The organism is Vibrio sp. R10-SG3-ISO10, from assembly GCF_059834185.1.
On the sequence record NZ_JCBDHG010000022.1, the window covers coordinates 899,785 to 923,496 of the forward strand.

Sequence of the window (23,712 nt, forward strand, 5' to 3'; positions counted from 1 at the left end):
GGCAAACAATACTTTGCTTAACTGATAAAAATAACAAAGAAAATAACAGGGGCTTGATTGTCGAAAGTCGTAATTAATAGTGTATCGCTTAGATAGCGAAGTGCATTCAAATAAAGATAAATGAAATCAAAATACAATTGGGTTGACTGAAAATATTTTAAAATGTTTAATGTAATACAATTTTAGTTGTGTGGGTTGATAAATCGTGATTTTTGATAATGATACTCAAGTTTCAGCGAATGAAACGGTCAAAGAAAGTAGTCTTATTCCTGAACTTCCAAATATGGTTTCATATAAAAGTAAGCATTTTAAAATACTACTTGAACATGCTGACAATGAAACGATCGAAAGTGTGAGGAATGAGTTCAATGCCGCCTGCGACGAACTCATTAAGGAAAATAGTGAAGCTGTACTCGAAGTCGCCTATAAACTGCTGAAAGATGCAGGCATCAGTAAGGAGTATCTGTTTGATAAAATTGAACAGAACGAGAAGAAAACAGACGCTTATATGATTCGCAAAGGCGAGCAGTGTTTTGAAGTGCGAACAATAGGAAGAATAACCGAAGAACTTGCCGTATTTCTCCATGAAAACAATCTTACGCGTAAGGGAGTTATCGCCCACTTAAAACAAAGTGGGGAGAAGGTGTACCTAATAGAAGGTTAAGGCGTGTTCTTTAAAATTCGCATTATCAATTTTTATTTTTTGTCTTAGTTTGTTCCAAAGTTCATTTTGAATGGCCTAGAAGGTAATACCTTAGAGAAAAGTGGAGAATACTCCGTCACTTAACTATGCTCGGTTAATAACAAAGGTAAAATAGAGCGACCTTTTGGGCCTAGCCATGATCGAGAGCGACACGATTAGCATTACCTGGATTCTGTTGTGTACTGCATTAGTTCTGCTGATGCAGCCGGGCTTTACTTGCTTTGAAAGTGGGTTGGTTCGTAACAAAAACAACATTAATGTCTCGCTCAAAAATGTTGCCGATTTTTGTGTCAGTGGGCTGTTTTACTGGTTAATCGGTTTTGGCTTTATGTATGGAGAAAGTTGGAACGGATTGATAGGGACGGACTTGTTTGTCTTGTCAGAACAAACCGTGCCACTGATTCTGGCGTTCTTCCTGTTTCAAATGATGTTTTGTGGCACCGCAGCGACCATTCTATCTGGCGCGGTGGCCGAACGGATGCGGTTCTCAGGCTACTTAATTAGCTCATTGATTACGGCAACCTTGTTATTCCCAGTTGTAGGCCATTGGATTTGGAATGGCACCCATATTAAGTCAACGGGAATGGGCTGGCTCGCTGAACGCGGCTTCATTGATTTTGCAGGCTCTACAGTGGTTCACTCTGTCGGTGGGTGGATCGCTCTGGTTGCCATTATTGTTGTCGGTGCGCGTCTAGGTCGCTATACCGAAGATGGTAAACCAAGAGAAATGTACAGCCAAAACTTACCTCTTTCTGCGCTTGGCACGTTTCTACTTTTCATTGGTTGGTTCGGCTTTAATGGTGGTAGCGTAATCCATCCTGATGAAAACCTAGCAAAGATATTTTCAAATACTGCGATATCAGCCTGTACCGGCGGTTTTAGTGCCTTATTGTTGTCTTGGAACATCCACTCCATGCGTGGTACGCGTTACATATTGAATGGACTTTTAGCTGGCTTGGTGTCTATCTCGGCAAGTGCCAATATTGCTAACTTGGCAGGAGCGGTTGCCATTGGTGCAGTTGGCGGATGCATTAGTGTAATACTGGTTAGCCTCTTAGAAAGACTCCGATTAGATGATGTAGTATCAGCCGTCCCTGTTCACTTAGGCGGCGGAGTGTGGGGGACCCTCGCGGTCGCATTGTTTGCGCCAATAGAACAGCTCCACGCTGCTAGCCGAATTGATCAGTTATTTATACAGTTGACGGGCATCGCCTCAACCGCTGTATGGGTGGTCGGGGTGAGCTATCCACTACTCAAACTCATTAACCATTTTCATCCTCTCCGTGTGTCGGCTCAAACCGAAACCATCGGGCTTAATTTTGGAGAGCATGGTATGAAGGATGAGCTCATTGACTTGATGGAACAGTTTGATCGCGTAGTCAAAAGTCATGATGAAGAAAAGCATCTCGAAGTCGACCACGGTTCAAGCTATTCCAATCTCTCTATGACCTATAACTATTTGCTGGATAGCACCAACAAGCATTTTCGCAAGAAAGAACAAGAACTGCTGCGTATGGCGAGCCTAGACCCCCTGACTGGGATTGCTAACCGCAGAGTTTATGAGCAGGCAATGGAAAATACCATGCGCCAGAGTCACGAGAGTGATGAAGACTTTGCCTTGCTGATTTTGGATATTGATTATTTCAAACAGTATAACGACCACTATGGGCATCAACTCGGTGACTACTGCTTACAAAATATTTGTCAGGCATTGAGCCGAATTACCAGCCGTAAAAGAGATGTGTTCGCGCGAATAGGGGGTGAAGAGTTTGCTTTTATTCTGCGTAACACCACGATTGAAGAGGCTAAGAAGGTTGCTGAAGCGTTGCGCTATGAAGTTGAGAAACTAGAAATACCTCATGCTCATGCCGATTGTGATTTTGTTACTGTGAGTATTGGTGGCGCTTTGTGGGATGGAAGAATCAACTTGCCTCACACCGCTTTGTTTGACGAAGCGGATCGAGCGCTATTTAAAGCTAAGTCAAAAGGGCGAAATCAAGTGATGTTCTTCTCTGAGTTTGCTGAGTAAAGAGCCAGCAGTGGATACTGACTGGCTCTTTAGTGATGGTTTAATTCAGCACGGCGTTGACGTCATCAATCATAAATTGTGTCGCCTGAATACCGCTGGCTGAGATGTACCAAGCATGTGGGTTAAGATAGTGGATGTGGCCATTCTTAGCGGCTCCCGTTTGCGCTACCAAAGGGTTATTGAGCTTTTTAAAGGCTTCACCAGAATCACGTCCAATGGCTTGATCTCTATCGAGGATTAGCAAGTAGGGTGGATTGGCGTTTGCAATAAACTCGTAGCTAATCAAATCACCGTGAGTTTTATTTTCCTCATTAACGGTAACTTCTGAAAAACCAAAAAGTTTATACAGAGCACTGTAGCGAGATTGTGCGCCGAACACGGTCAACTTGCCCCCATTGGTCATAACTAACATGATTTGATGTGCCGGGGTTGTCTTCGATTTAATAACATCAATCTGCTGTTGTTTTTCCGCGATAACTTTTTCTATTTGCTCACTCTTTTCAAAAATCTTACCCAGCATGCGCCATGCTTCTTGTGTGGTTGCCCAGTAGTTTGCAGGGTCAGCCATAAACACCACGGTTGGTGCAATTTTTGTCAGTTCTGAGTAAGACTCTGAGCTGCGGTTACTGGCAATGATTAAGTCAGGTTTAAGGGTATAGATAGTCTCAAAGTCCGGTTCGAACAAAGAACCGACAGCAGGGTACTTATTGCTTTGATACTTATGTAGATACTGCGGCATTGGCACTTTTACCACGCCAACGGGCTCTATGTTTAAACTATCAAGTACATCTAAGGTATCCATGCCTAAAACGATAACCCTTTGAGGGTTAGACTCAAGTGTGGTTTGACCCATAGGGTGCTCAACAGTGATAGTTTCAGCACCCACTAAAGGGCTAAAGATAGCGATGCCGACGATCGCGAGTAATTGTTTTATCGAATCCATTCCAAGCTCCTAAAATGCGTAGCTAACATTAAAGCGGAAGTCACGACCTGCATTGGCGTAACCTTTCGCTACAGGGCTTCCGATGTATTCGTGGTAAGAACCATGATCGAGGTAGTATTTATCAAACACGTTTTTAACCGATACGGTGAGAATGAGTTCCTCGTCGCTGAGTGGACGCCATTGAGCGTATAGGTCGTGGACATCGTAACCCGGCTTCTCTGGATTTACCTTAGGATCGGCGACATCGGTGAGCTTTTCTACCAAGGTGACATGCCAGCCAAACTCAAGGTTTTCATTCCACAGATAGTTAAGATCTAGTAACCAAGTATCGCCAACAGACGTACCCAAAGTCATGTTATCGTCACTCAACGGTTTTCCATTAAGCTCTGGCTTTGATTGGTTGTAGCTTAACGTGGCAAAAAAGCTCTCTAGTGTTAGCCCGACGTTTGCGGTTACCCCCGAGGTTTCGAGTTTGCCTGCATTAACATACTTACGCACGCTGTAATCGAACGCGACAACGTCATCGATCGTAGTGTCGAAGACAGTCACACCCGCTCTGAACATATCGTTCGCAAACTTGACACCATATTCAATGTTTTTCGCTCGCTCTGGGCCACGTGTTGGAGAGTTTTCGTTAGAGCCCAATACGAAGTTTTCTTTGACTTGCTGTCCTCTGAAGGCTTCTGCATAACCAGCAAAGACGCTGAGGCCATTGTCGAAGCGGTAATTTGCAGAAACGTTATGGCTGAAATCGCTCGATTCAAAGTTTTGATCTAGGTTGTCATCGAGTTCATACCAGTCGTATCTCGCACCAGCAGATAGCAGCAGTGATTCGGTTACGTTCCAATCATCTTGAAGGAACAAACCGTACACAGTGCCTTTTTCCGTGTAGGTATTGGTTGAGCCTTTTAACTTGTTCTTATCTTGCTTGTAGTCAGCGCCCACAATTAGGGAGTTGTTTGCCCATGTTGCGGTGTTGAAGACTTTGCCGCCAAAGGTGTTAATTGTTCCCTCACTGGTTCCCCACTGTGGGTGGTCTATGTGAGCAATACGGTTTTCCGTGGTGTAAACCGTTGTGTCGATCTTGATGAGATCACCCTCTGTATAGACGTGATTGGCGGTGATGGTCTGTCTGTCTGCTTCCTGTTGAAGAGGTTCGTTTTTAAAACTTGGCTGGAAGTGGGGACGGTTTAAGCGCGTACTGTCATCATCACGATAGTCATAGGCGAGGGAGATATAGTGGTGACTGTTAATGTTGCCAGATAACTTCAGCAAGGCGACTTTTTGTTCTGACTTGGTATAAGGCTGCTCTTCACCGTGACCATCAACGATATTATCTGTATCTTGGTAGCCAAATGAAGCCAGAAGCCCTAGGTCTTCAGAAACCTCACCATACAGGCTTGCTGACCCTTTATAACCTTTGTTGTTTGTGTAGTAGCCCCCTTTTACTTGAGCGCCAAATGTGTCGCCAGAAGAGAGTAGATCATGGGCGTCTTTGGTTTTAAATTGAATCGCACCACCTAACGCCCCCGGGCCATTTGTCGCGCGTCCAGCACCAGCACTCACATCAACTTGCTTAAGTAATTCTGGTTCGATAGAGAGGCGACCTTGGTGGTGGAAAAGATTCCCTGACTGTTCGGCACCATCAATAGAGATATTGAGCATGGTATCTTCAAGACCACGAACATAGATCTTTTGTGAGATTCCGGAAGAGCCACCGACTTTAACTTCTGCGTCTTTACGAAAGATATCGTTGAGGTCTTGGGCTTGTTGCTTTGCTAAATCATCTGCTGTGATTGTTGCATCAACGCCAAGGGTTTTCTGACCTAAGACTTCTATGGTCTCTGTTGTGTCATCTGCTACAGCAAAGTTTGTAGCTAATAGTAGTGCGATAGGGCTTAACTTGAATACGGTGTCCATTTGACCGCAACCTCCACTGGTAATGAGAATTATTATCGAGAAGGATTTTGCGGTGATTGATTGAGTGAGTAAATGAGTTTTACAACTGTTACAAATGAGCTTGAGTCACTAATGGATGAGGCGGGTAGAGGAATCAACTCTACCCGAGTAAACGAGATCAGTTGGGTAGCACAATCACCATATCAAGCCCTGGAGAAGGCTTGTTCCTTGCTTCAATCGAACCTTTGACCGCTTCTATATGTCGCTTAGCGAGAGCTAAACCAACCCCGAAGCCTTTACGCGAACCCATATCGTTGTCTGCTTTAAAGAAAGGTCTAAAGATCTTACTTGTTAGCATCGGGTCTAGTCCCGGGCCACTATCAGAGATAATCAGCTTGAACTGCTCGCTTGTCGCGTTGCCAATGATGTTGAGGCTTTCTCCTTCAGGAGTGTATCTCAGGCCATTGCGGATGATGTTTTCGATAGCTTGAGCTAATGCACGTTGATTAGAGTGCTGCAACTCAACTTGCTGTGGCAATTGCAAGCAGATCTGCTTGTTTGGGTATTCAAACTGAGCATCTTCAACAATTGCCTCGATGAGTTCGATGACATCAAAGGTTTCATTGGTTAACTCCGGTCGTTCGTTTTCTAGCCAAGCTAAAGTGAGAGTATCTTCAGCCATCTGTCGCATTGCTTTGGTTTCTGAGCGGATCCTTTGCACCATCTCACTTGTGTCGATTTGATTCTCGACACAATCCGTTGCCATTTCGACACGCGCCAACGGCGTACGGATTTCATGGGACATTTCCGCGATCAAATTACGATTGTGCTCAATCACATTAGAGGTGCGCTCTGCCATCATGTCGAACGTTTTCGCAATCTGGCTGAGCTCATCATTTCCTAGCTTAAAGCGGTCAGCGATACGGGCATCGTAGTTGCCTTGGCTAAATTCAGAGGTCGCTTTGTGGAAGTGACGTAAGGGCCTCATGATGTAGCGATAAATATAGATAGTTAACGCGAGCAAGGTCGTGAATGGAAGTATGAAACGGAAGAACCAAAATGCGTGTGACATATAAGTCCCCGGTCTCATTCTATCTGGAAGGATGACCAGAAAATGATAGTTAAATGGGTCTAGTCCGACTTCCATGATTGGGTTTTCAGGGAAGTAAAGGTGGATCTTCCACTCAACATTGCGCCCGATACCGTAGCCTGACCAAAACCGTTGGTTAAGCGGGTTACCTGCAATCACATCAACTTGAGAGCGGAGCACCGTCGCCCATGTATTTTCTCTAATGGATAGTTGTTCTAGCCATGCGTTGAGCTCGTCGTGTTTCCCTTGCGACAACAAGTCTTGGACATGCGCACCTCAATCGAGGATCTCTTGCTGGTGAGATTTATCGATGTAGCTCATCTTTTCATTCGAAAGAATGGCAGCGCTATGCAGCAATGAAAAGAACATGACACCGCCAAGAGCCAGAACGATAAACAATCGCCAAAATAGCAGTTTTTTCATCTTACTAAGTAGCCTTTTCCGTGGACAGTTTGAATGCGATCTTGCGGCATACCCATTGACGTTAAAGTTTTGCGAACTCGGCTTAAATGCATATCTAGGCTGCGATCATAAGGGCTGAACTCACGCTCTAGAACCATTTGATATAGGTAGGGTTTACTTTGAACCACACCATGATTCTGTACGAGAGTCCACAGTAGTTTGAATTGTATTGGTGTCAGCGTTACTTTGCTTGCACCTAGCACGCTTACTTCATATTCGTGGCGATCGAGTTTGAGCTCATGATGTTCAAGGTAGCGGTTAGAGCTAGGAGTAGCGTTGTAACCTGAACGACGCAAAATAGCATCGATGCGTAAGCTCACTTCAGTGAAATTACACGGCTTGCTGATATAGTCATCCGCGCCAAATTGCAGGCCACGAATACGATGTTCCTCGGCACCAAAAGCCGTGAGCATGATAACGGGGGTATTGGAATGAGCTCGAATATAATTAAGCAGACCAAACCCATCAACCTCAGGAAGGTTAACGTCAAGAATGATAAGGTCGAACTGGCATTGACTCAATGCTGACAGTGCTTGAGCGCCACACATAAGATTAGTCACGCTATAAGAGCGACTTTTCAGAAGGGCAGTGAGTTGCTTGTTAAGAAGTTCATCGTCTTCTACTAGCAGAATCGAGGGGGCGCTGGCACTCGTTGTATGAGTTATCTCACCACTGTCAAACGAAGACGAGTTAACGCTGCCATCAAACATAACAAACTCCTTTTATTGATAATGCTAATTATTATCAATAAAAGGAGGGGTAGATGCAATCCTATTGCATACTAATCATTAACAAGAAACTGAGATTGTATAACTGTTCGTTATTCTTGCGACACGTAGCATGCAGCAAATGGAACCTCGAGTTCAATAAAGTGCTTAAACCAACGCCATTGGTTATCTTGCAGCTTATCTCCAGGTCCTTTGACTTCAACCCATTCAAACTGACCTTGTTTGAAGAGAATGAGATCAGGCATGCCACTTCGGTAGAGTTTGAGATCTTTTAGCATCACTTTAAACAGGGATAGTGCCACGTGGTTTGGTATGTGCTTGATGCAAGCCTCTAGCAGTTCTAGCTCAAACCCAGCCCAATGGACAAACGGGTTCGCCAAGCCATATTTCTGGTGGTAGGTGCTGAGAAGAGAGTTTAGTCCATCACGCTCTAGAGTGTAGAATGCTTGGTCAATCAAAGCTTGACGCTTGATGGCAAAATCGGCGTGATACAAATCCAACGGGCGATGTTGATAGCGGTTAATGAAAGCACCTTCTATCGGCGCGAATACCACATCCCAGAATGCCAAGCCAAACAAGCCATTGAGCAAAAGGTTCTCGGCATAGAACACCTGATAACCAAGCTGCTCAAAATGCGATTTTACTGCGAGTTCTACTCGCTGCTCAGAAAGACCTAACTCTAAGTGGTATTCGTGAATATTTGGCTTTTTCTCTCTTGGGACTTGAAGCCCTTGTTTGCGTTTGAGCCTTTGTTCAAGCTTGTGCGCAGTTTCTAACTCTCCAACATCCACAGGCTGGAGTAATATGTCAGTGACAACGTCACTCATGTCATCAATGTTATCCAGTTTATCGTGGACTCGCGCTTGACGCTCGCGCGATGGTGGCAGGGAGGTTTTCGCAAACCACTCTAGGCACTCTCCTAGTCTTCCTAGCCGCTCTAGATCTCTCGCCATATCGTTGATCAATTGCTGACGCTTACGTTCTATATAGTTATGACAGAATGGGTGCTCAATTTCGCCCAGCAGATCCAATAAGCTAGATGCGTCTTTCCTATCAGAGTCTATATAACGAGCATGTAAATCGGAAAGGTGTAGTAACTGGTTAAGCTCAGTCCGTGTGGAAAAGAATCGGCGTTGTTCGCTAAGCTGATAGTTTTCAAATTGATGCAGACCTAAATCATCAAGAACAAACTGGCTGAGATCTTGGTGTGTGTTAGCGAAAAACAGCGCTAGTAAGACATCAATAACCTCAGATTGCTTAAGTCTGATTACTACAAAGTTAATGTCATCAAAACGGGTAAATGGTTCCTGAACGATCTGGTTTAACAACACCTCCTTGCAAGCTGTCTTATTCGAGAAGGTAAACAATGAGCATAGTTCCGGCTTTGTAAGTAGCTCGGAGGCAAGCGTTAAAGAGCAAACATCGTGATTAACAGTAATGAAATCGCTGAGTCGCAGGGACTCTAGACAAGGTGTGATATCGCCAATTTCAGGGTAGTTTAATTTATCAGAGCGAAACCACTCGCCTTTGCGAGATAGTAACCGCACTAACAAACATTGTGAGTTTTTGTCTAACCGTTCGAAACTGTGTAGCCAATTGAGTTCATTTTCAGTCAGAAAGTCAGGATACCAGTCTAAAGCATGAGTAATTAGCTTGGTGAAATTGTGAAGATAATAGTCAGGTGCAAGTTCGATAGGGTCAGACATAACTGCGAGATACAAAAAAGGCTTAACCCTAAGGTTAAGCCTTTTTGCTAGTAATTCAATATATTAAGCGCTTTTAAGCTCAGCGATTTTCGCTTCAGATAGCGGTCGAGTAATGAAGGCAAGTACGATACAAACTGCCATCATCGCTGCTGAGATAGTGTACGCAAGACCGTAGCCTTCACCATTAGTCATTGAGAAGCCAACAACTGCAGCACCGATTGCACCACCAATACCCCATGCTGTGTATAGCACGCCGTAGTTAGTACCATAGTTCTTAAGACCGTAGAACTCAGCGGTTAGGGTCGGGAATACTGCTAGAAGAGTACCGTAACCTACTGCTGCGATCGCTGTACCAATGATTAGTGTGAACTCAGAGTTGAAGGTTGCAAATAAAACCATGTTGATGCCCTGAAGAACGAACGCTAGAAGTAGTGTACGTACGCCACCAATTTTGTCTGCAAGCATACCAGCAGCAACACGGCCGCCAGAGTTGAATACCGCTAGGATAGACGCTAGGTAAACTGCGTTTGGTAGGTTTGCTTGAACACTTGCGATGGTCGTGATGTTACCAATGATCATCAGGCCAACAGACGCTGCGAACGCGTACATGATCCATAGAGAGTAGAACTGAGGCGTTTTAAGCATAGCTTTCCAAGTTAGGTCGTCAGACTTCTTAACCACTTTTGGCGCTTGGCCTTCTTTTACTTTTGGTTCAGCAGGCGTGTAATCTGCTGGTGGGTTGCTGATAGTTGCAGCTAAAGGTACAGCGATAGCAAGGACACCAACACCAAGAATCATAAAGCTGGTTTGGATACCCATGCTTGTGATTAGAGCAGAAGTCACCGGCGCTAAGTAGATAGCTGCTAGACCAAAGCCTGCTGCGATAATGCCGTTAACCATACCTTTCTTAGACGCGTGGAACCACTTCATTGCAGAAGGAGAAAGACATGCATAGCCAAAACCGATACCTGCACCAGTGATAACACCAAAAGTGATGTTCAGCATAAGTGGTGAATCAACAAAGCCAGATGCGATCATGCCTAGACCTGTTAGCACAGTACCTAGGATAAGGATCAAGCGAGGGCCCATACGGTCTTGTAGGATACCAGCAACCAGAAGACAGATAGAGAAAGTGATCGTTGCCGTTGCGTAAGGCGCTGAAGCTTCAGCTGCGCTCCAACCTGACTCGGTCACTAGTGCCTTGTTGAATACACTCCAAGCATACAGGATGCCAAGACAAAGGTTGATACAGAATCCCGCTAGCAGGATACGCATAGCTTTATCAATCTTGCTCATTTTTCTTCTCGTTTTTCCTCAAAAGAGGATCGGTTAACAGGTCATTTGCTCAAATTAAGTTTGCGTTTATCAACATAAATCGCAATGGGCGCGAATTATAACCGAATAAAATGTGATTGGAATCTCTTTTTCAACTAATTCTAATATTTCTCTAATATTGTTGAATTTTTGTATCCTAAGAGATTTCCTGCAGATGATGAAACACGGGGAGGTGAGCGATAATTAGCCTGATATATAAGTTGGGTGAATGTAGTTGATAGAGGAGTACAGAAAAGAAAAGGCGCAGAATGGTACTGAACTGCGCCTTGAGAAGGAGGGATTAATTACCAATTAGAGCAGGGATACCAGGTAACTGACCGACAAACGCGAGTGAGCCAACACAAATGATGAATGCAAGACCTGGAATAAGGTACTTATCTTTTGGTGATAAAGACTTCGCACGCTCGTGGTCGCCAATTAGCCCCATGTTATCGAGCAGCATGGTTGTCGCCCAGCCAAAGACAGGGTTCACAAACGCACAAGCAAAGATACAGATACCAGCACTGAGCGAATCTTTGTGCTTGTGAATCATCTGCATACCCGCTTCAAGTAGTGGTAGGAAAACACCCACAATAAGTGCGACTCGTAGTACAGGCTCCCACATGGCCAGGTCCATCGGATAGCCAATAACTGATGCTGCGATACACATCAAACCTGTCAGCAAAGCACCACCTGGGATAGGGCGTTTAGCAATCGCCGCAGGAATCATGTACGTACCCCACGATGAGGCTAAGTTACCACCACCTAAAAGTGCACCGACACCTTGGCGAACTGACGCGCCAACCATAGTATCGTCAACGTCCATTAAGACGCCTTTGGCCTCTTTCGGGTAGTTCAGTTCTTGGAATACACGGTGGCCTAGATAGTCAGGTGACCACATAGCGACGGCAAGCAGAGCAAAAGGTGTGACCGCGATAAAGTGTTCTAGATTAGGCCAACCTAATTGCCAACCTGTGTCTTCGCCCCACCAGTAGAATGGACTAAAGTGTGGGAGGCCAGGTTCTGTTGTAAACGAGAAATCAGCACCCATAACGTACGCTACGATACCTGCAAGCGCTGAACATAGGGGGATGGCTAACCAACGTTTATTGATTTTGGCGAGATAAGCATAAACCATCACAGTCACACCGATAACGGCAAAAGAGATGTAGCCCTGATCGCTACTTGCAGCCCACGCTTCGGTCTTGTTGATTTGACCAATCAAACCGACCGCGCCTAGGTAAATCAATAAGCCTCCTCGCACACCGACCCCTGTTAAGGTCATGAGCTTGGAACCCCCTTTAGTAAAGGCAAGGATCAAACCAAAGGCACAGACCATTAAGCCAAGCGCTAACGGATGCCCACCCGCGGCAGCGATAAGCGGTATCAATGGGATCATTGGCCCATGAGTCCCGGCTAAGTTAGCGTTTGGATTTAAAATGGCTGAAAAAAGGATAACAAACAGAGCACCCGCAATGAGCAGTTCGTAACGAACGTTTTCTGCAACAAATTCAGGTGATAAACCAAATTGAGCAGCAAAGGCGGCGACCATTGCCGTCACCATGACCACTTTACCTATGGTCGCGGCTAGGGCAGGAACCCAGTCTTCTATTTCAATACTGTAATCACGTGAGGGTAAGTGAATACCCCAGCGGCGAAAACTCATGATCTTTAGATCATGGTTGAGAAACTCTTCTCGGCTCTCAAATTCATGCGCTTTCTTACGCATATCTCTGTAAAAGGTTTTACTAGTGTTAGACATTTCGTCTTCCTTTGTTATGAGACGAAGTTGAACCATGTCAATTAGCTCTCCACTTACACTTGGTATACTGACCTTCGATCAGTACGAGACGACATCCCAGACGCTACCAAGAACCTTATCTCATTGAAAAGGTGGGAAAACATGAACTCACTTCGTTGATGACGACAAGATAACTCTTGGGCACCTTGTCAAAAATCGAGTCAAAACATTGGCCTCATACTAAGAAAGGGGTATTTGATAATTATTGATTTCGATTAAGTAAAATTTCGAAGGTATAGTTACGATGATTGGGTTTTAATAAAAATGCTACGTGCCGCACATTTTTGATTTATTTATCAATATGCAAGGAAATGACTAAAATCCGATGAAAATTTCTGAACACGCTAACCGAACAGAGCGCTTATATGGACTTCGTGCTGAAGATATTCATCGTTGGATAGACGGCTTTTTTGACTTCAATGGCGAAGGTCACCATGAAACCATGGCCAGAGAGCTGGAGTTTGACCCTTATTCCCACCGGCGATTCCGTCATTGCAAAGAGGCCCTTTCTGAAGCTATTCAGGAGTTTGGTGATAAGTATACGAGCCAACAGATAAAAGACGTTTTTGAAACTCATGTACGTGATGACTACCACGGATATTTACCGTCGAAAGCTGACTTTGAGAACGGCTCTTTCACCGCCAAGTACCATGATGTCAATCATCAAGATGAGCTTGGTGATGTCCTTGATGAGCGCGAGCTTGAAGATTACTTTGCTGGCTTAAATGCCCAGCAAACTGATCATCAATCTACATTAAGCCGATTTAGTTTACGTATCGTTTTGCCGACAGTCAGCGCCATTATTTTGTTCGTTACCGCGATTATTTATGTGATTTTGCCCTTAGTGGAAGACTCCATGGTCAACCAGAAACAGCAGATGCTTAAGGAACTCACTTCCACGGCAGTCAGTGTGGTCGACAGATACATCAAACTGGAACAAAGCGGCAAGCTAAGTAGAGAAGAGGCTCAGTCTAAAGCGGCGATGGATATTAAGTCGATGAGGTATGGCGCTGAAAATAAAGATTATTTCTTTATCACTGACATGCATCCAAGAATGATTATGCATCCTTATCGCCATGATCTAACCAATAAAGACTTAACCCATTATTACGAGAATGATGATTCACGTTTTCCCATTTTTGTCGAGTTAGTTAATCTGGTGAACAGTTCGCACGAAGGCTATCTAGAATATCTTTGGCAATGGAAAGACGATGCGACGGTTACCGCTCCGAAGATGACATATGTTGAAGGGGTAGAAGAGTGGCAGTGGGTTGTTGGTACAGGCGTCTACTTACAGGACGTACAGCAAGAGATTGATAAACTAGAAAGTACGCTATATCGAGTGTTTGTATTGATCACTTTAGGTTTGGCGCTCATTTTGTTCTACGTCATCGCTCAATCAAAAGTGATAGAGCGAAGAAAGAAACGCGCTGAACACGCTCTAAATGAGGCGAAGAACCGCTATAAGGCATTGGTTGAGTCTTCTAATGAAGGATACATTTTAGAAGCAGATGGCAAGATTATTTTCTCTAACTCTCGCCTTCATCAATTACTTGGCTACACAGATACTGAACTCAAGTCTCAAACGATATGGCAGGAACTATTCTCCAGTGCGGCACATAACAAAAACGTTATAGAACATTTATTACAGTTATTTAGCCACCAAACAGAGCCTGCCGAGTTTGAAGCTCAGATCGTCACTAAAAGCGGTCGCGAGATAGACATTATTTTAAGTACCTCTCGAATCTTCCTGTCAGAGAAGTTAGGCCATGTTATCTCTTTTCGTCCTATCGTTCGCAAAGTGTATGGCGCGAGCTTTGGTTCAGTAAACCCGAGTACAGATTATCAAAAAACCAGTGCAAGTATCGTTTTAGACATTGAGCATGGAGAAAGCCATAGCCATGTTATTGAATCTCTCAACCGATTGACCGATTTGATTCGCGAGATGATTGCCGCAGGTGCTCGTCCCGATCACTTAAGAAGACTAATTGGCAGTACCTATGATGCGGCGATTGGTCGCTTTATCGAACTGACCATTCAAGAGATAGGTGAGCCGCCCGTGCCATTCTCTTTCTTATCGTTTGGTAGTAATGCTCGCCATGACATGACTCTATTTTCCGATCAGGATAATGCGATCGTATTCGAGACACCCGATGACCAAGACCTTAAAGCCACTCGTCGCTATTTTCTTCACCTAGCAGAAAAGGTATGTGCCATGCTCAATCAGGCCGGTTATAGCTATTGTGACGGCTTGATTATGGCCTCTAACCATCAGTGGTGTTTGAGCGAGAACGAGTGGCAAAGCAATTTTGACCAGTGGATCCAACAAGCGACCCCTGACGGCATATTGGAACTGAACGTATTCTTTGATATCCGCTCAACCTATGGTGACCCCCGATTAGCGGCTGGGATCCAGTCTCATATTCAGAAGCTATTATCGAATCAACCAGAGTTTCTTGGTGTATACGCGCAAAACTGTCTTGCGCATTCTATTCCTCTCAACGATGAAAACGTGCTAGTTACAGAGCAACATGAAGGGCGTGAAACAATCAACCTTAAAGATTGCCTAAGGCCAATGGAGATCTTTTGTCGTCTCTATGCTCTCAAACATGATATCCGAGAAAGTAATACGGTCGAACGGTTAAAAGGGCTCCATGCTGCGCAAGAAATCGATGCTAAAACCTTTAGAGAAATGGTGTATATCTTCGATCATATATGGCATCTCCGCTTTATGAATCAAATCATAGAATACAGCGACTTAAGGCAAATCAATGACATGTTAACGGTCGATGACTTAACTCTATTAGAACAGCAGAACCTTAAAAATGTCGTCAGCCGGATTTCGATGTTTCACCAAAAGGTGCGGCATGATTTTGGGCTGGCTACATAGTTGTGTAGTTCGGTCCGCCGCCCTCAGGGGGAACCCAGGTGATATTTTGCGAAGGATCTTTTATATCGCAGGTTTTGCAATGCAAACAGTTCGCTGCGTTTATCTGTAACTTAAGCTGCCCCTCGACTTCAATAATCTCGTAAACTCCTGCAGGGCAATAGCGTTGGCTAGGTTCGTCAAATAGGGTTGTATGATGAGTAATAGGCAACTGCTGATCGGCAAGCAGTAAGTGACAAGGTTGGTTCTCTTCATGAAAGGTGGACGAAAGAAAGACGGAAGAGGTTTTGTCAAAACTAAGAACACCATCAGGCTTAGCGTAGTGGATTGGCTTACAGCGAGATAACTCATGCATCGCTACATAGTCAGCTTGTTGGTCGCCAATATCCCAACTGGATTGTCCGTTGGTTAGCTTATGCCAGACATTTTGTTCCAACAGCGCCAGCGCTCCCCCCAAGAGGGAACCATATTTATGAATCGCGCCGGGGAAATTACGGGTTTGATTGAGCTCTTGGTATAGCCAAGAATCTAAAAACAATGCTTGGTATTCTGCTTCCACTTGGTCTCTTTCAATAGCGTCGAATGCGGCTTGTGCAGCCAGAAGCCCAGATTTCATTGCGGTGTGACAACCTTTGATTTTGGCCGAGTTGAGTGTGCCAGCGTCGCAGCCAATTAAAAGTCCACCAGCAAATTGCTGCTTAGGAAGCGAGAGCAAGCCGCCTTTGGCAATAGCGCGAGCACCATAAGCGATTCTTTCAGCCCCTTGCAGAAAATGGGCAAAACGTGGGTGATGTTTAAGCCTTTGGAATTCATCGAAAGGGCTCATGTAAGGGTTGTGATAATTAAGGTCGGTGATCAATCCTACCGCAATCAGGTTATCCTCAAGATGATATAAAAAGCCGCCTCCCGTCGAGTCAGACTCGCTCAAAGGCCAGCCAGTAGAATGAACCACTAAACCGGGACTGTATCTTTCATCACCTTCAGGCAGTGTCCAAACTTCTTTAATACCCAAGGCGTAGTGTTGTGGCTGACGATCACGATCAAGGTTGAAATGTTTGATTAGGCTTTTCCCTAGACTACCTCGCGCGCCTTCAGCAAAGATGGTTTGTTTGGCGTTGAGTTGTATGCCCGCTTGGAAGGTGTTTTTCTGCTCGCCATTTTTATCTAAGCCCATGTCGACAGTGATAATGCCAGTCACGGCGCCATTGTCGTCAAAGCAGACTTCTTTAGCAGGAAAGCCGGGAAAAACCTCAACGCCTAGGCTTTCAGCTTGCTCTGCTAACCAGCGGCATAGCTTACTCAAGCTAATCACGTAATTCTGGCTACTGTTTCTCATCGCGAGTGGGGTGAATAACTCGGGTATCTGAACATGATTTTGCGCGGTGGTGAGATACAGAAACTCATCTTGCGAGACGGGGGTAGTCACTGGTGCACCTAGTTCACGCCAGTCTGGGAAGAGTTCATCAAGAGCCGATGTTTCAAACGCCGCCCCAGAGAGTATGTGCGCGCCAACTTCGGGGCCTTTTTCTACCACGCAAATAGAAAGAGGTTTCTCTTGTTGCTGAGATAGTTGTGCAAGCCGACATGCAGCTGAAAGCCCGGCAGGACCAGCGCCGACAATCACTACATCAAAATCCATGCTTTCTCTTTCCATTGTGTTCAACCTTCCATTTTAAAAATGTTGATTGCATTAAATATAGTTACAGTTGACGTAAACGTAAACTTTACTAAGCTCAAACTACATACATTGTTCTTGGAGAGAGTAATGAAAGTACTGGTAGCGATTAAGCGTGTGATTGACCCGTATACAAAAGTCAGGATAAAGGCGGACGAGTCTGGTGTTGAAACAGGCAACGTCAAAATGACCATTAATCCATTTTGCGAAATAGCCGTTGAAGAAGCGATTCGACTTAAAGAAAGTGGTGTTGCGAGTGAAGTCGTCGCGGTTTCAATTGGTTCGGCTGTGTGTCAGGAGCAGCTTAGAAGCGCGTTGGCCCTTGGTGCGGATAGAGCGATTCACCTCGATACCGAGAAAACGTGCCAGCCTCTTGTTATTGCCAAACTACTTAAAGCTATTGCGCTTCAAGAGGAGGCTAAATTAGTCCTACTGGGTAAGCAATCAATCGATAATGACAACAATCAGGTCGCGCAAATGTTGGCGGCTATAATGGCATGTCCTCAGGCGACATTCGCGTCGAACATACAGATTGAAAACAATAAAGCGATTGTGACGCGAGAGATTGATGGTGGCTTAGAGACACTACAAATATCGTTACCTGCTGTGGTAAGTACCGACCTGAGATTAAATGAACCGAGATATGCGTCACTACCTAACATCATGAAAGCGAAGAAAAAACCATTAGATGTCGTCGAGGCGGAGTCTCTTGGAATCGAGATTAAATCTTCGCAGCAGACGCTGCAAGTCTTTGCACCGCCGAAGCGAGAAGCAGGCGTTATGGTCGCTAGTGTTACTGAGCTAGTCGACAAACTTAAAAATGAAGCGAAAGTCATTGAATAGGGGATAGCAATGAGTGATATCAAAGTATTAGTGTTAGCACAACATGATAACCAGACCCCGAGCGCAGATTTTTTAGCCACCTTGTCGGCGGCAAAATCGATCATTGAGTCAGCAGGGAGCGGTTCGGCTGACGCTCTGGTTGTAGGTTGCAACTGTGACGATGTTGCCCAGTTGATTAAGCGGTCGTCCTTGCTAGAACGCGTTCTTGTCGCTGATAACGCATGCTATCAAGATATGCTTGCAGAGAATCTTGCTGAAGTCGTAAAGCAAGTTGGCGTCGATTACAGCCACGTATTAGCGCCAGCCAATACGTTCGGTAAAGACGTCTTACCAAGAGTGGCCGCGTTGCTCGATGTTGAAATGCTGTCAGACGTGATGGCTATAGAAAGTACTGATACGGTAGTGCGTCCTATCTATGCGGGTAACGCATTAGCCAGAGTTTGCTCGGAAGACTCGATAAAAGTGATGACGGTACGTTCGACGGCATTTGATAAAATGCCATTGGATGATGGTGGAGCAGCCCAACTGGTGAATCTTGAGACCATTGTCGCCAGCCAAGGTACTCAATTGGTAAGCCGAGAAAGCGCGCAGTGTGACCGACCTGAACTGTCTAGCGCAAGCGTAGTGATTTCTGGTGGCCGAGGTTTGGGCAGTAAAGAAAACTTCGCTTTAGTCGAAAAATTAGCCGATAAGTTAGGCGGTGCAATTGGTGCGTCTCGGGCGGCGGTTGATGCAGGTTTTGTTACTAACGACTTGCAGGTGGGGCAAACGGGTAAGATTGTTGCGCCTAACTTGTATATTGCGGTAGGAATATCAGGGGCAATTCAACATCTCGCAGGTATGAAGGACTCGAAAGTCATTGTTGCGATTAATAGTGACCCTGATGCCGCTATTTTTGAAGTTGCAGATTACGGTTTAGTCGGGGATCTATTTGAGATTTTGCCCGAATTGATCGAGTCCGTTTAGGGCTCTTGCTCTTTCCCGTAATGACTACAAATACTTGAGATGCTCATTGAGTAAAGATTGCAGAGTGCCATTTTTTCTAATTACCTTTAGTCCTTGATTGAATTTTTCGATCAAAGAAGGGCTATTTGGGTTATTGATCGGCAGTAGCAAGTGGAGTGAATTAACAAATAGGGGCTGCGGGTGATAGGTGATGTTTGCCTTTTCCGACCCTAGCCCTTCTTGCTTAATAATCAGGTTAAAATGTGTTGTATAGAGTGGAGCGAGATCGATGGCTCCGGAAACAAGTTTTATCACATTATCAGTTTCATCATGAACGCGCTCAACGTTAATCAATTTCGTTTTCTCAGCATTTTCAAACTCCTGCCCATAGTACCCACCAATCAGCGCACTAATCTTGTATCCTTGCAGATCTTTGACCGTGTCCCAGCTGAAGTTTAACTCTTTGCTATGAAAGAGATGGGCGTTTATTTCATAAACAGAATCGCTGATCAGAAAACTACTCTCATGCTGAGGGTTGTACTCCCACAACGCTGTTGCATCGAACTGACCTCGAGCGGCAGAATCTAAAGCTTCTTCCCAGGTGGATAAATGCACGTACTCAACGTCGATATCAACCTCAGCAAATGCTGCGGTGACAATTTGGGCGTTGATTCCGTATCCAGGCAGCTCTTTGGAATGATAGGGGGGATAATCACTGCCAACTGAAATGGTAAGAACTTGATTCGAAAACGATGAAAAAGGAAGCAGCACAAGTGCAACTAAAAGAAACGGGTTAATTGGATTGTAGACACTTTTTATCAAGCTCATCTACCTAACTCTCCCAGAGGTCGATATCCATAATCATAGCTGTTGTTTTTCAACTAACAAAAGTTTTGATTTCTCTAGGAACCGGGACAAGTTAATGGTGGTGTGGTTTATGTGAGAGAGAGCACGACGATGAAAGTCGTGCTCAGAAGTGTAGCCAAAACTAACCTTTGGGCTTCTGCAAGTGTTCGACAAGCTTCTTAGTAAACCTTGCAGCTTCACCACCAGTACAAGCTCGGTGGTCGAACGTGATCGACAGTGGCATGACTTTGACTGATATGGGTTTGTCACCTTTCATCACAACACGTTCGATAATACGGCCTGCTCCCACGATGGCAACTTGCGGTGGAGAAACGACCGGAGTAGCGAATATACCTGCTATTGCGCCAAAGTTAGATAGGGTTATCGTCCCATTTTGGAGGCTTTCTCTACCAATCTTACGTTCCCTGATCCCCTTGACGGTTTCATCGAGCCACTGACGAACTTGATTGCCTTCAAATTCATCTGCGTGTTTAAGAACCGGAACATAAAGTCCATGACTACTGTCAACGGCAATACCAATATTGACTCTACTGTGTACGCAGCGCGTCATGGTTTCTGCATCAAACCATGCATTGAGCGCAGGTTCTTCCTGGCAGGCATAGACGACCGCTTTAATCAGTCGGCCAGAGATATCTTCATTAGCTAGCCAGTCGCCTAAATTTGCTTCTTCAGTTATGGTCACCGCAGCAACATGATGGTGAGACTCCGACATGGTAGACACCATGGTTCTGCGCGCACCTTTGAGCACTTCAGTCCCCGGGCTTTGTTTACGAGCCTCATTGTAAATATCACTATCGTTGATCATGCCGTTAGGGCCCGTCCCTTTGACAGTCTTGAGTTCTACACCGAGTTTTTTGGCTAGGAGTCGAGCTGAGGGAAGTGCTGTAATGAGTTCATCAGCGGAAGGGTTATGTGTGCTCCCTATCCAAAAATCATCGACATCGACATGATGAGCCGCTTGCGAAACGTTACCCACGACAGTTGCGGCATCTTGTTGTTTTGCTTGACTCACCGTCGAGCCGACCAGCTCAGGTTGCTCTTCTATTTCTAGCAGTAGAGCACCAATATTGATTACATCGCCTGCCTCGCCATGCCGACTGACGACGACACCAGAGTAGGGAGCAGGGACTTCAACCACAGCTTTGGCGGTTTCTACGGTTAAGACAACTTGATCGAGCTCGACAGAGTCGCCGACGCTAATGTGCCATTCAACGATTTCAGACTCGGCTAATCCTTCGCCTAGGTCAGGTAATAAGAAGCTTTTCATTTCCAACCCTCCACCAATTCTCGCGCAGCTAGCACGATATCTTGCTCATGAATCATGAAGTAATCTTCATTGCGGTAATAAGGCATGATGGTATCCATTCCTGTGACTCTCCGTGGTGGCGCTTTGAGTAAACACATGGCGTGTTCGGCAGTTCGGGCGAGAATTTCAGCGCCTACGCCACAAGTACGACTTGCTTCATGTACAACCAGCAATCGACCGGTTTTTTCCAACGATTTAAGTATCGTGTCCATATCTATTGGTTTGATCGAGGCCAAATCAATCACTTCAGCTTCAATTCCTTGAGTGGAGAGTGTTTGAGCAGCTTGCAATGACTCAACAACGCAGGCCCCCCATGTCACCAAAGTAATGTCTCGCCCTTTTCGTAAGGTAAAGCAGGTATCGAGTGGAAGGGCTTCTCCGCTATCCACAACTTCAGATTTAACGGTGCGGTAAATACGTTTAGGCTCGAAGAACATGACAGGGTCATTGCTACGAATCGAAGCGAGAAGCAGGCCATAAGCTCTTTGAGGGGAAGAGGGGATAACCACCTTAAAGCCAGCAGTATGTGCAAATAGAGCTTCTACGCTTTCGGAGTGATGTTCTGGGGCGTGAATGCCGCCACCAAAAGGCGCTCTGAAAACTGCAGGGCAGGTTAATCGCCCTCGTGTTCGGTTGCGCATTCTTGCAGCGTGGCACACTAAATGTTCCATTGCTGGAAATACAAAGCCTTGGAATTGAAACTCGGCTACGGGACGTAAACCTTGGCTTGCCATCCCGACAGCAACCCCGCCAATCAGCGCTTCTGCGAGAGGAGAGTCGATCACTCTCCTTAAGCCAAACTTCTCTTTTAGACCCACGGTAGCACGGAATACCCCACCGTTATCGCCAACATCCTCACCAAGAACAATCACACTTTGGTCTTTGTTCATTTCATGATGCAGTGCAAGGTTGACTGCTTCTACTAACGTCAACTCAGCCATGTTTGCCTCCTTGCATTCGCATTGCTTTGTTGATCAGTATGTCTCGCTGCTGGTTTAACTCAGCAGGTGCGTGTTCATAAAGATAATCAAATGCACTTTCTGGTGCCTGAGGCGGAAGGTTCATGTAGTGATCTACGGCAATCTCTACTTGCTCTTTACACGCTAACAGCCAAGTCTCTTCTTGAGCGTCGCTCCAAGCGCCTTGATTGATTAAGAAGGTTTTTAACCGTTTGATTGGTTCGAACTGCCACGCTTGGTTGAGCTCATCGTCACTACGATAGCGGCTTGCATCATCAGCGGTTGTATGGTCACTGAGCCTATAGCTGACAGCTTCAATTAGGGTTGGTCCTTTGCCTTTTCTTGCTCTATCCAAAGCTGCAAGTACGGTGTCATAGACAGCGACCACATCGTTGCCATCGACGGTCACGCCATGAATGCCCGCGCCTTTCGCTTTGTCAGATAAAAACTCAGCAGCGGATTGAAGTGTTCTTGGCACAGAGATTGCCCATTGATTGTTATTCACCACAAACACTAATGGCAAGTTCCAGGTCCCTGCGCAGTTAATGCTCTCTAGGAAATCCCCTTTCGATGTCGCACCATCCCCACAAGTGACTAAAGCGGCATGGTGCTGGTTCTCGATTTTAAGCGCAGAAGCCACACCTACCGCATGTGTACACTGAGTGGCAATAGGCACACAGAAGGGGAGATCTCGGCAATGCTCTGGGCTTTCACCATTTGCTGGTATTACGTGAAAGTCACTGCCTCGCTCATCGCCACCCCAGTATTGGAGGTTTTTCTCCATCGGAATACCACGAACCCACATTGCGGGCATATCTCGGTAGTAGGGAATAAACACATCGCGTGGATGCATGGCATGGCCAATGGCAACGCCATAAGCTTCAGAGCCTAAATGAGAAGGGTAGGTGCCAAGTTTGCCCGTTCGTTGTAGCGCTACTGCTTTGTTGTCATACGTACGGGTTAGAACCATATCCTTATAAAAGGTGGTTAACGTCGTTAAGTCTGCCCAAGCTGGCAACTGATTTACTGACACACCTTCGTGGTCAATAAAGCGCAGCATGGGTAGTGTCTGAACATTCATTACTATCTCCTCTTTGTTTCGCAGAGATGGATCGCACCTAAGAGAAACGATGTATGACTCTAAGACCATGTTTCGGTCATGCAGAGCCAAGATAGATACTTAAATTTCATACAACTTATTTGCGTAAACTAAAACAACCTGCTGAGCTTTGAAGCTGCAACGCACTTTTAAACTGCAAACTTGAGAGAAACCAGAGATCAATTTCAGTTAATACGCTTAAGATAAGTGTAACCAAAATGTTAAATTTCGCCTGTTTGGTGTTTGTTTGAAGAGTAAAGCTGAGCTTACAGTCGGGAGATAGGTGGAGAAAAATGCCAGTTTTAAACAGTGCTGTGATGAAAAACTAGACAATTATACTTAGGTTGAAATACTTGTTGGAATATTGGTTTGCAAGTTTAGAAAGGAAAAATGTGTAAATGAGTGTCACTAATATGAAAAAACAGCAGACCGTAGTCTGCTGTTGATCATCGTATT

At 45.2% G+C, this 23,712-nt stretch carries 16 protein-coding genes and 1 pseudogene; 5 read left to right on the forward strand and 12 right to left on the reverse strand.

The genetic code is table 11. From position 1 onward, the window contains the following. Positions 1-205 precede the first annotated feature (205 nt). A complete protein-coding gene (locus AC6R16_RS17640) occupies positions 206-664 on the forward strand; it encodes a hypothetical protein (RefSeq protein ID WP_500675244.1) in 459 nt (152 codons plus the stop codon). Positions 665-839: 175 nt separating this feature from the next. Beyond that, positions 840-2,732, forward strand: a complete 1,893-nt coding sequence (amt, locus tag AC6R16_RS17645) for an ammonium transporter (RefSeq protein WP_500675245.1) — start codon at positions 840-842, stop codon at positions 2,730-2,732. A 40-nt stretch (positions 2,733-2,772) separates the two neighbouring features. Here the strand turns inward: amt and AC6R16_RS17650 are convergent, their stop codons facing one another. The 7 genes and pseudogenes from AC6R16_RS17650 to AC6R16_RS17680 all read right to left on the reverse strand — a co-directional run bounded on the left by AC6R16_RS17650 (position 2,773) and on the right by AC6R16_RS17680 (position 12,636). After that, positions 2,773-3,675: a siderophore ABC transporter substrate-binding protein gene (locus AC6R16_RS17650; protein ID WP_500675246.1), complete on the reverse strand. Its 903-nt coding sequence runs from the start codon at positions 3,673-3,675 to the stop codon at positions 2,773-2,775. Between the two features lie 9 nt (positions 3,676-3,684). Beyond that, on the reverse strand, positions 3,685-5,595 hold the full coding sequence (locus tag AC6R16_RS17655; RefSeq protein ID WP_500675247.1) for a TonB-dependent receptor domain-containing protein: 1,911 nt from the start codon (positions 5,593-5,595) through the stop codon (positions 3,685-3,687). A 157-nt stretch (positions 5,596-5,752) separates the two neighbouring features. Beyond that, a pseudogene (locus AC6R16_RS17660) lies at positions 5,753-7,087 on the reverse strand (sensor histidine kinase). Continuing rightward, positions 7,084-7,836 (reverse strand): response regulator transcription factor, encoded by a 753-nt coding sequence (locus AC6R16_RS17665; RefSeq protein WP_500675248.1) that lies wholly within the window; start codon positions 7,834-7,836, stop codon positions 7,084-7,086. Before AC6R16_RS17665 ends, AC6R16_RS17660 begins: the two are co-directional and overlap by 4 nt. Positions 7,837-7,946: 110 nt before the next feature. Continuing rightward, entirely contained in the window at positions 7,947-9,560 is a 1,614-nt protein-coding gene (locus tag AC6R16_RS17670; protein WP_500675249.1) for a VRR-NUC domain-containing protein, read from the reverse strand. A gap of 63 nt (positions 9,561-9,623) precedes the next feature. Then, positions 9,624-10,856, reverse strand: coding sequence for an L-lactate MFS transporter (locus AC6R16_RS17675; protein WP_500675250.1), 1,233 nt, complete (start codon positions 10,854-10,856; stop codon positions 9,624-9,626). A gap of 319 nt (positions 10,857-11,175) precedes the next feature. Beyond that, positions 11,176-12,636: a DUF3360 family protein gene (locus tag AC6R16_RS17680; protein ID WP_004743081.1), complete on the reverse strand. Its 1,461-nt coding sequence runs from the start codon at positions 12,634-12,636 to the stop codon at positions 11,176-11,178. Between the two features lie 364 nt (positions 12,637-13,000). Between AC6R16_RS17680 and AC6R16_RS17685 the strand changes: the two genes are divergently transcribed. After that, positions 13,001-15,565 (forward strand): DUF294 nucleotidyltransferase-like domain-containing protein, encoded by a 2,565-nt coding sequence (locus AC6R16_RS17685; RefSeq protein WP_500675251.1) that lies wholly within the window; start codon positions 13,001-13,003, stop codon positions 15,563-15,565. On the opposite strand, the gene AC6R16_RS17690 is transcribed toward AC6R16_RS17685, so the two are convergent. Next, a complete protein-coding gene (locus AC6R16_RS17690) occupies positions 15,558-17,216 on the reverse strand; it encodes an electron transfer flavoprotein-ubiquinone oxidoreductase (protein WP_500675252.1) in 1,659 nt (552 codons plus the stop codon). The genes AC6R16_RS17685 and AC6R16_RS17690 overlap by 8 nt on opposite strands. Before the next feature lie 111 nt (positions 17,217-17,327). On the opposite strand from AC6R16_RS17690, the gene AC6R16_RS17695 reads away from it, so the two are divergent. Both AC6R16_RS17695 and AC6R16_RS17700 read left to right on the forward strand, forming a co-directional pair. Continuing rightward, on the forward strand, positions 17,328-18,080 hold the full coding sequence (locus AC6R16_RS17695; RefSeq protein ID WP_500675253.1) for an electron transfer flavoprotein subunit beta/FixA family protein: 753 nt from the start codon (positions 17,328-17,330) through the stop codon (positions 18,078-18,080). 9 nt (positions 18,081-18,089) lie between these two features. Beyond that, positions 18,090-19,046: an electron transfer flavoprotein subunit alpha/FixB family protein gene (locus tag AC6R16_RS17700; RefSeq protein ID WP_500675254.1), complete on the forward strand. Its 957-nt coding sequence runs from the start codon at positions 18,090-18,092 to the stop codon at positions 19,044-19,046. A 24-nt stretch (positions 19,047-19,070) separates the two neighbouring features. On the opposite strand, the gene AC6R16_RS17705 is transcribed toward AC6R16_RS17700, so the two are convergent. The 4 genes from AC6R16_RS17705 to pdhA form a co-directional block, all read right to left on the reverse strand. Next, a complete protein-coding gene (locus tag AC6R16_RS17705; RefSeq protein WP_500675255.1) occupies positions 19,071-19,853 on the reverse strand; it encodes a substrate-binding periplasmic protein in 783 nt (260 codons plus the stop codon). A 160-nt stretch (positions 19,854-20,013) separates the two neighbouring features. After that, positions 20,014-21,159 carry a dihydrolipoamide acetyltransferase family protein gene (locus tag AC6R16_RS17710; protein ID WP_500675256.1) on the reverse strand — a complete coding sequence of 382 codons (1,146 nt, stop codon included), beginning with the start codon at positions 21,157-21,159 and terminating at the stop codon, positions 20,014-20,016. Further along, entirely contained in the window at positions 21,156-22,139 is a 984-nt protein-coding gene (locus AC6R16_RS17715) for an alpha-ketoacid dehydrogenase subunit beta (RefSeq protein ID WP_500675257.1), read from the reverse strand. The genes AC6R16_RS17710 and AC6R16_RS17715 overlap by 4 nt, the downstream gene beginning before the upstream one ends. After that, positions 22,132-23,238 (reverse strand): pyruvate dehydrogenase (acetyl-transferring) E1 component subunit alpha, encoded by a 1,107-nt coding sequence (gene pdhA, locus AC6R16_RS17720; RefSeq protein ID WP_500675258.1) that lies wholly within the window; start codon positions 23,236-23,238, stop codon positions 22,132-22,134. Before pdhA ends, AC6R16_RS17715 begins: the two co-directional genes overlap by 8 nt. Positions 23,239-23,712: the final 474 nt, after the last annotated feature.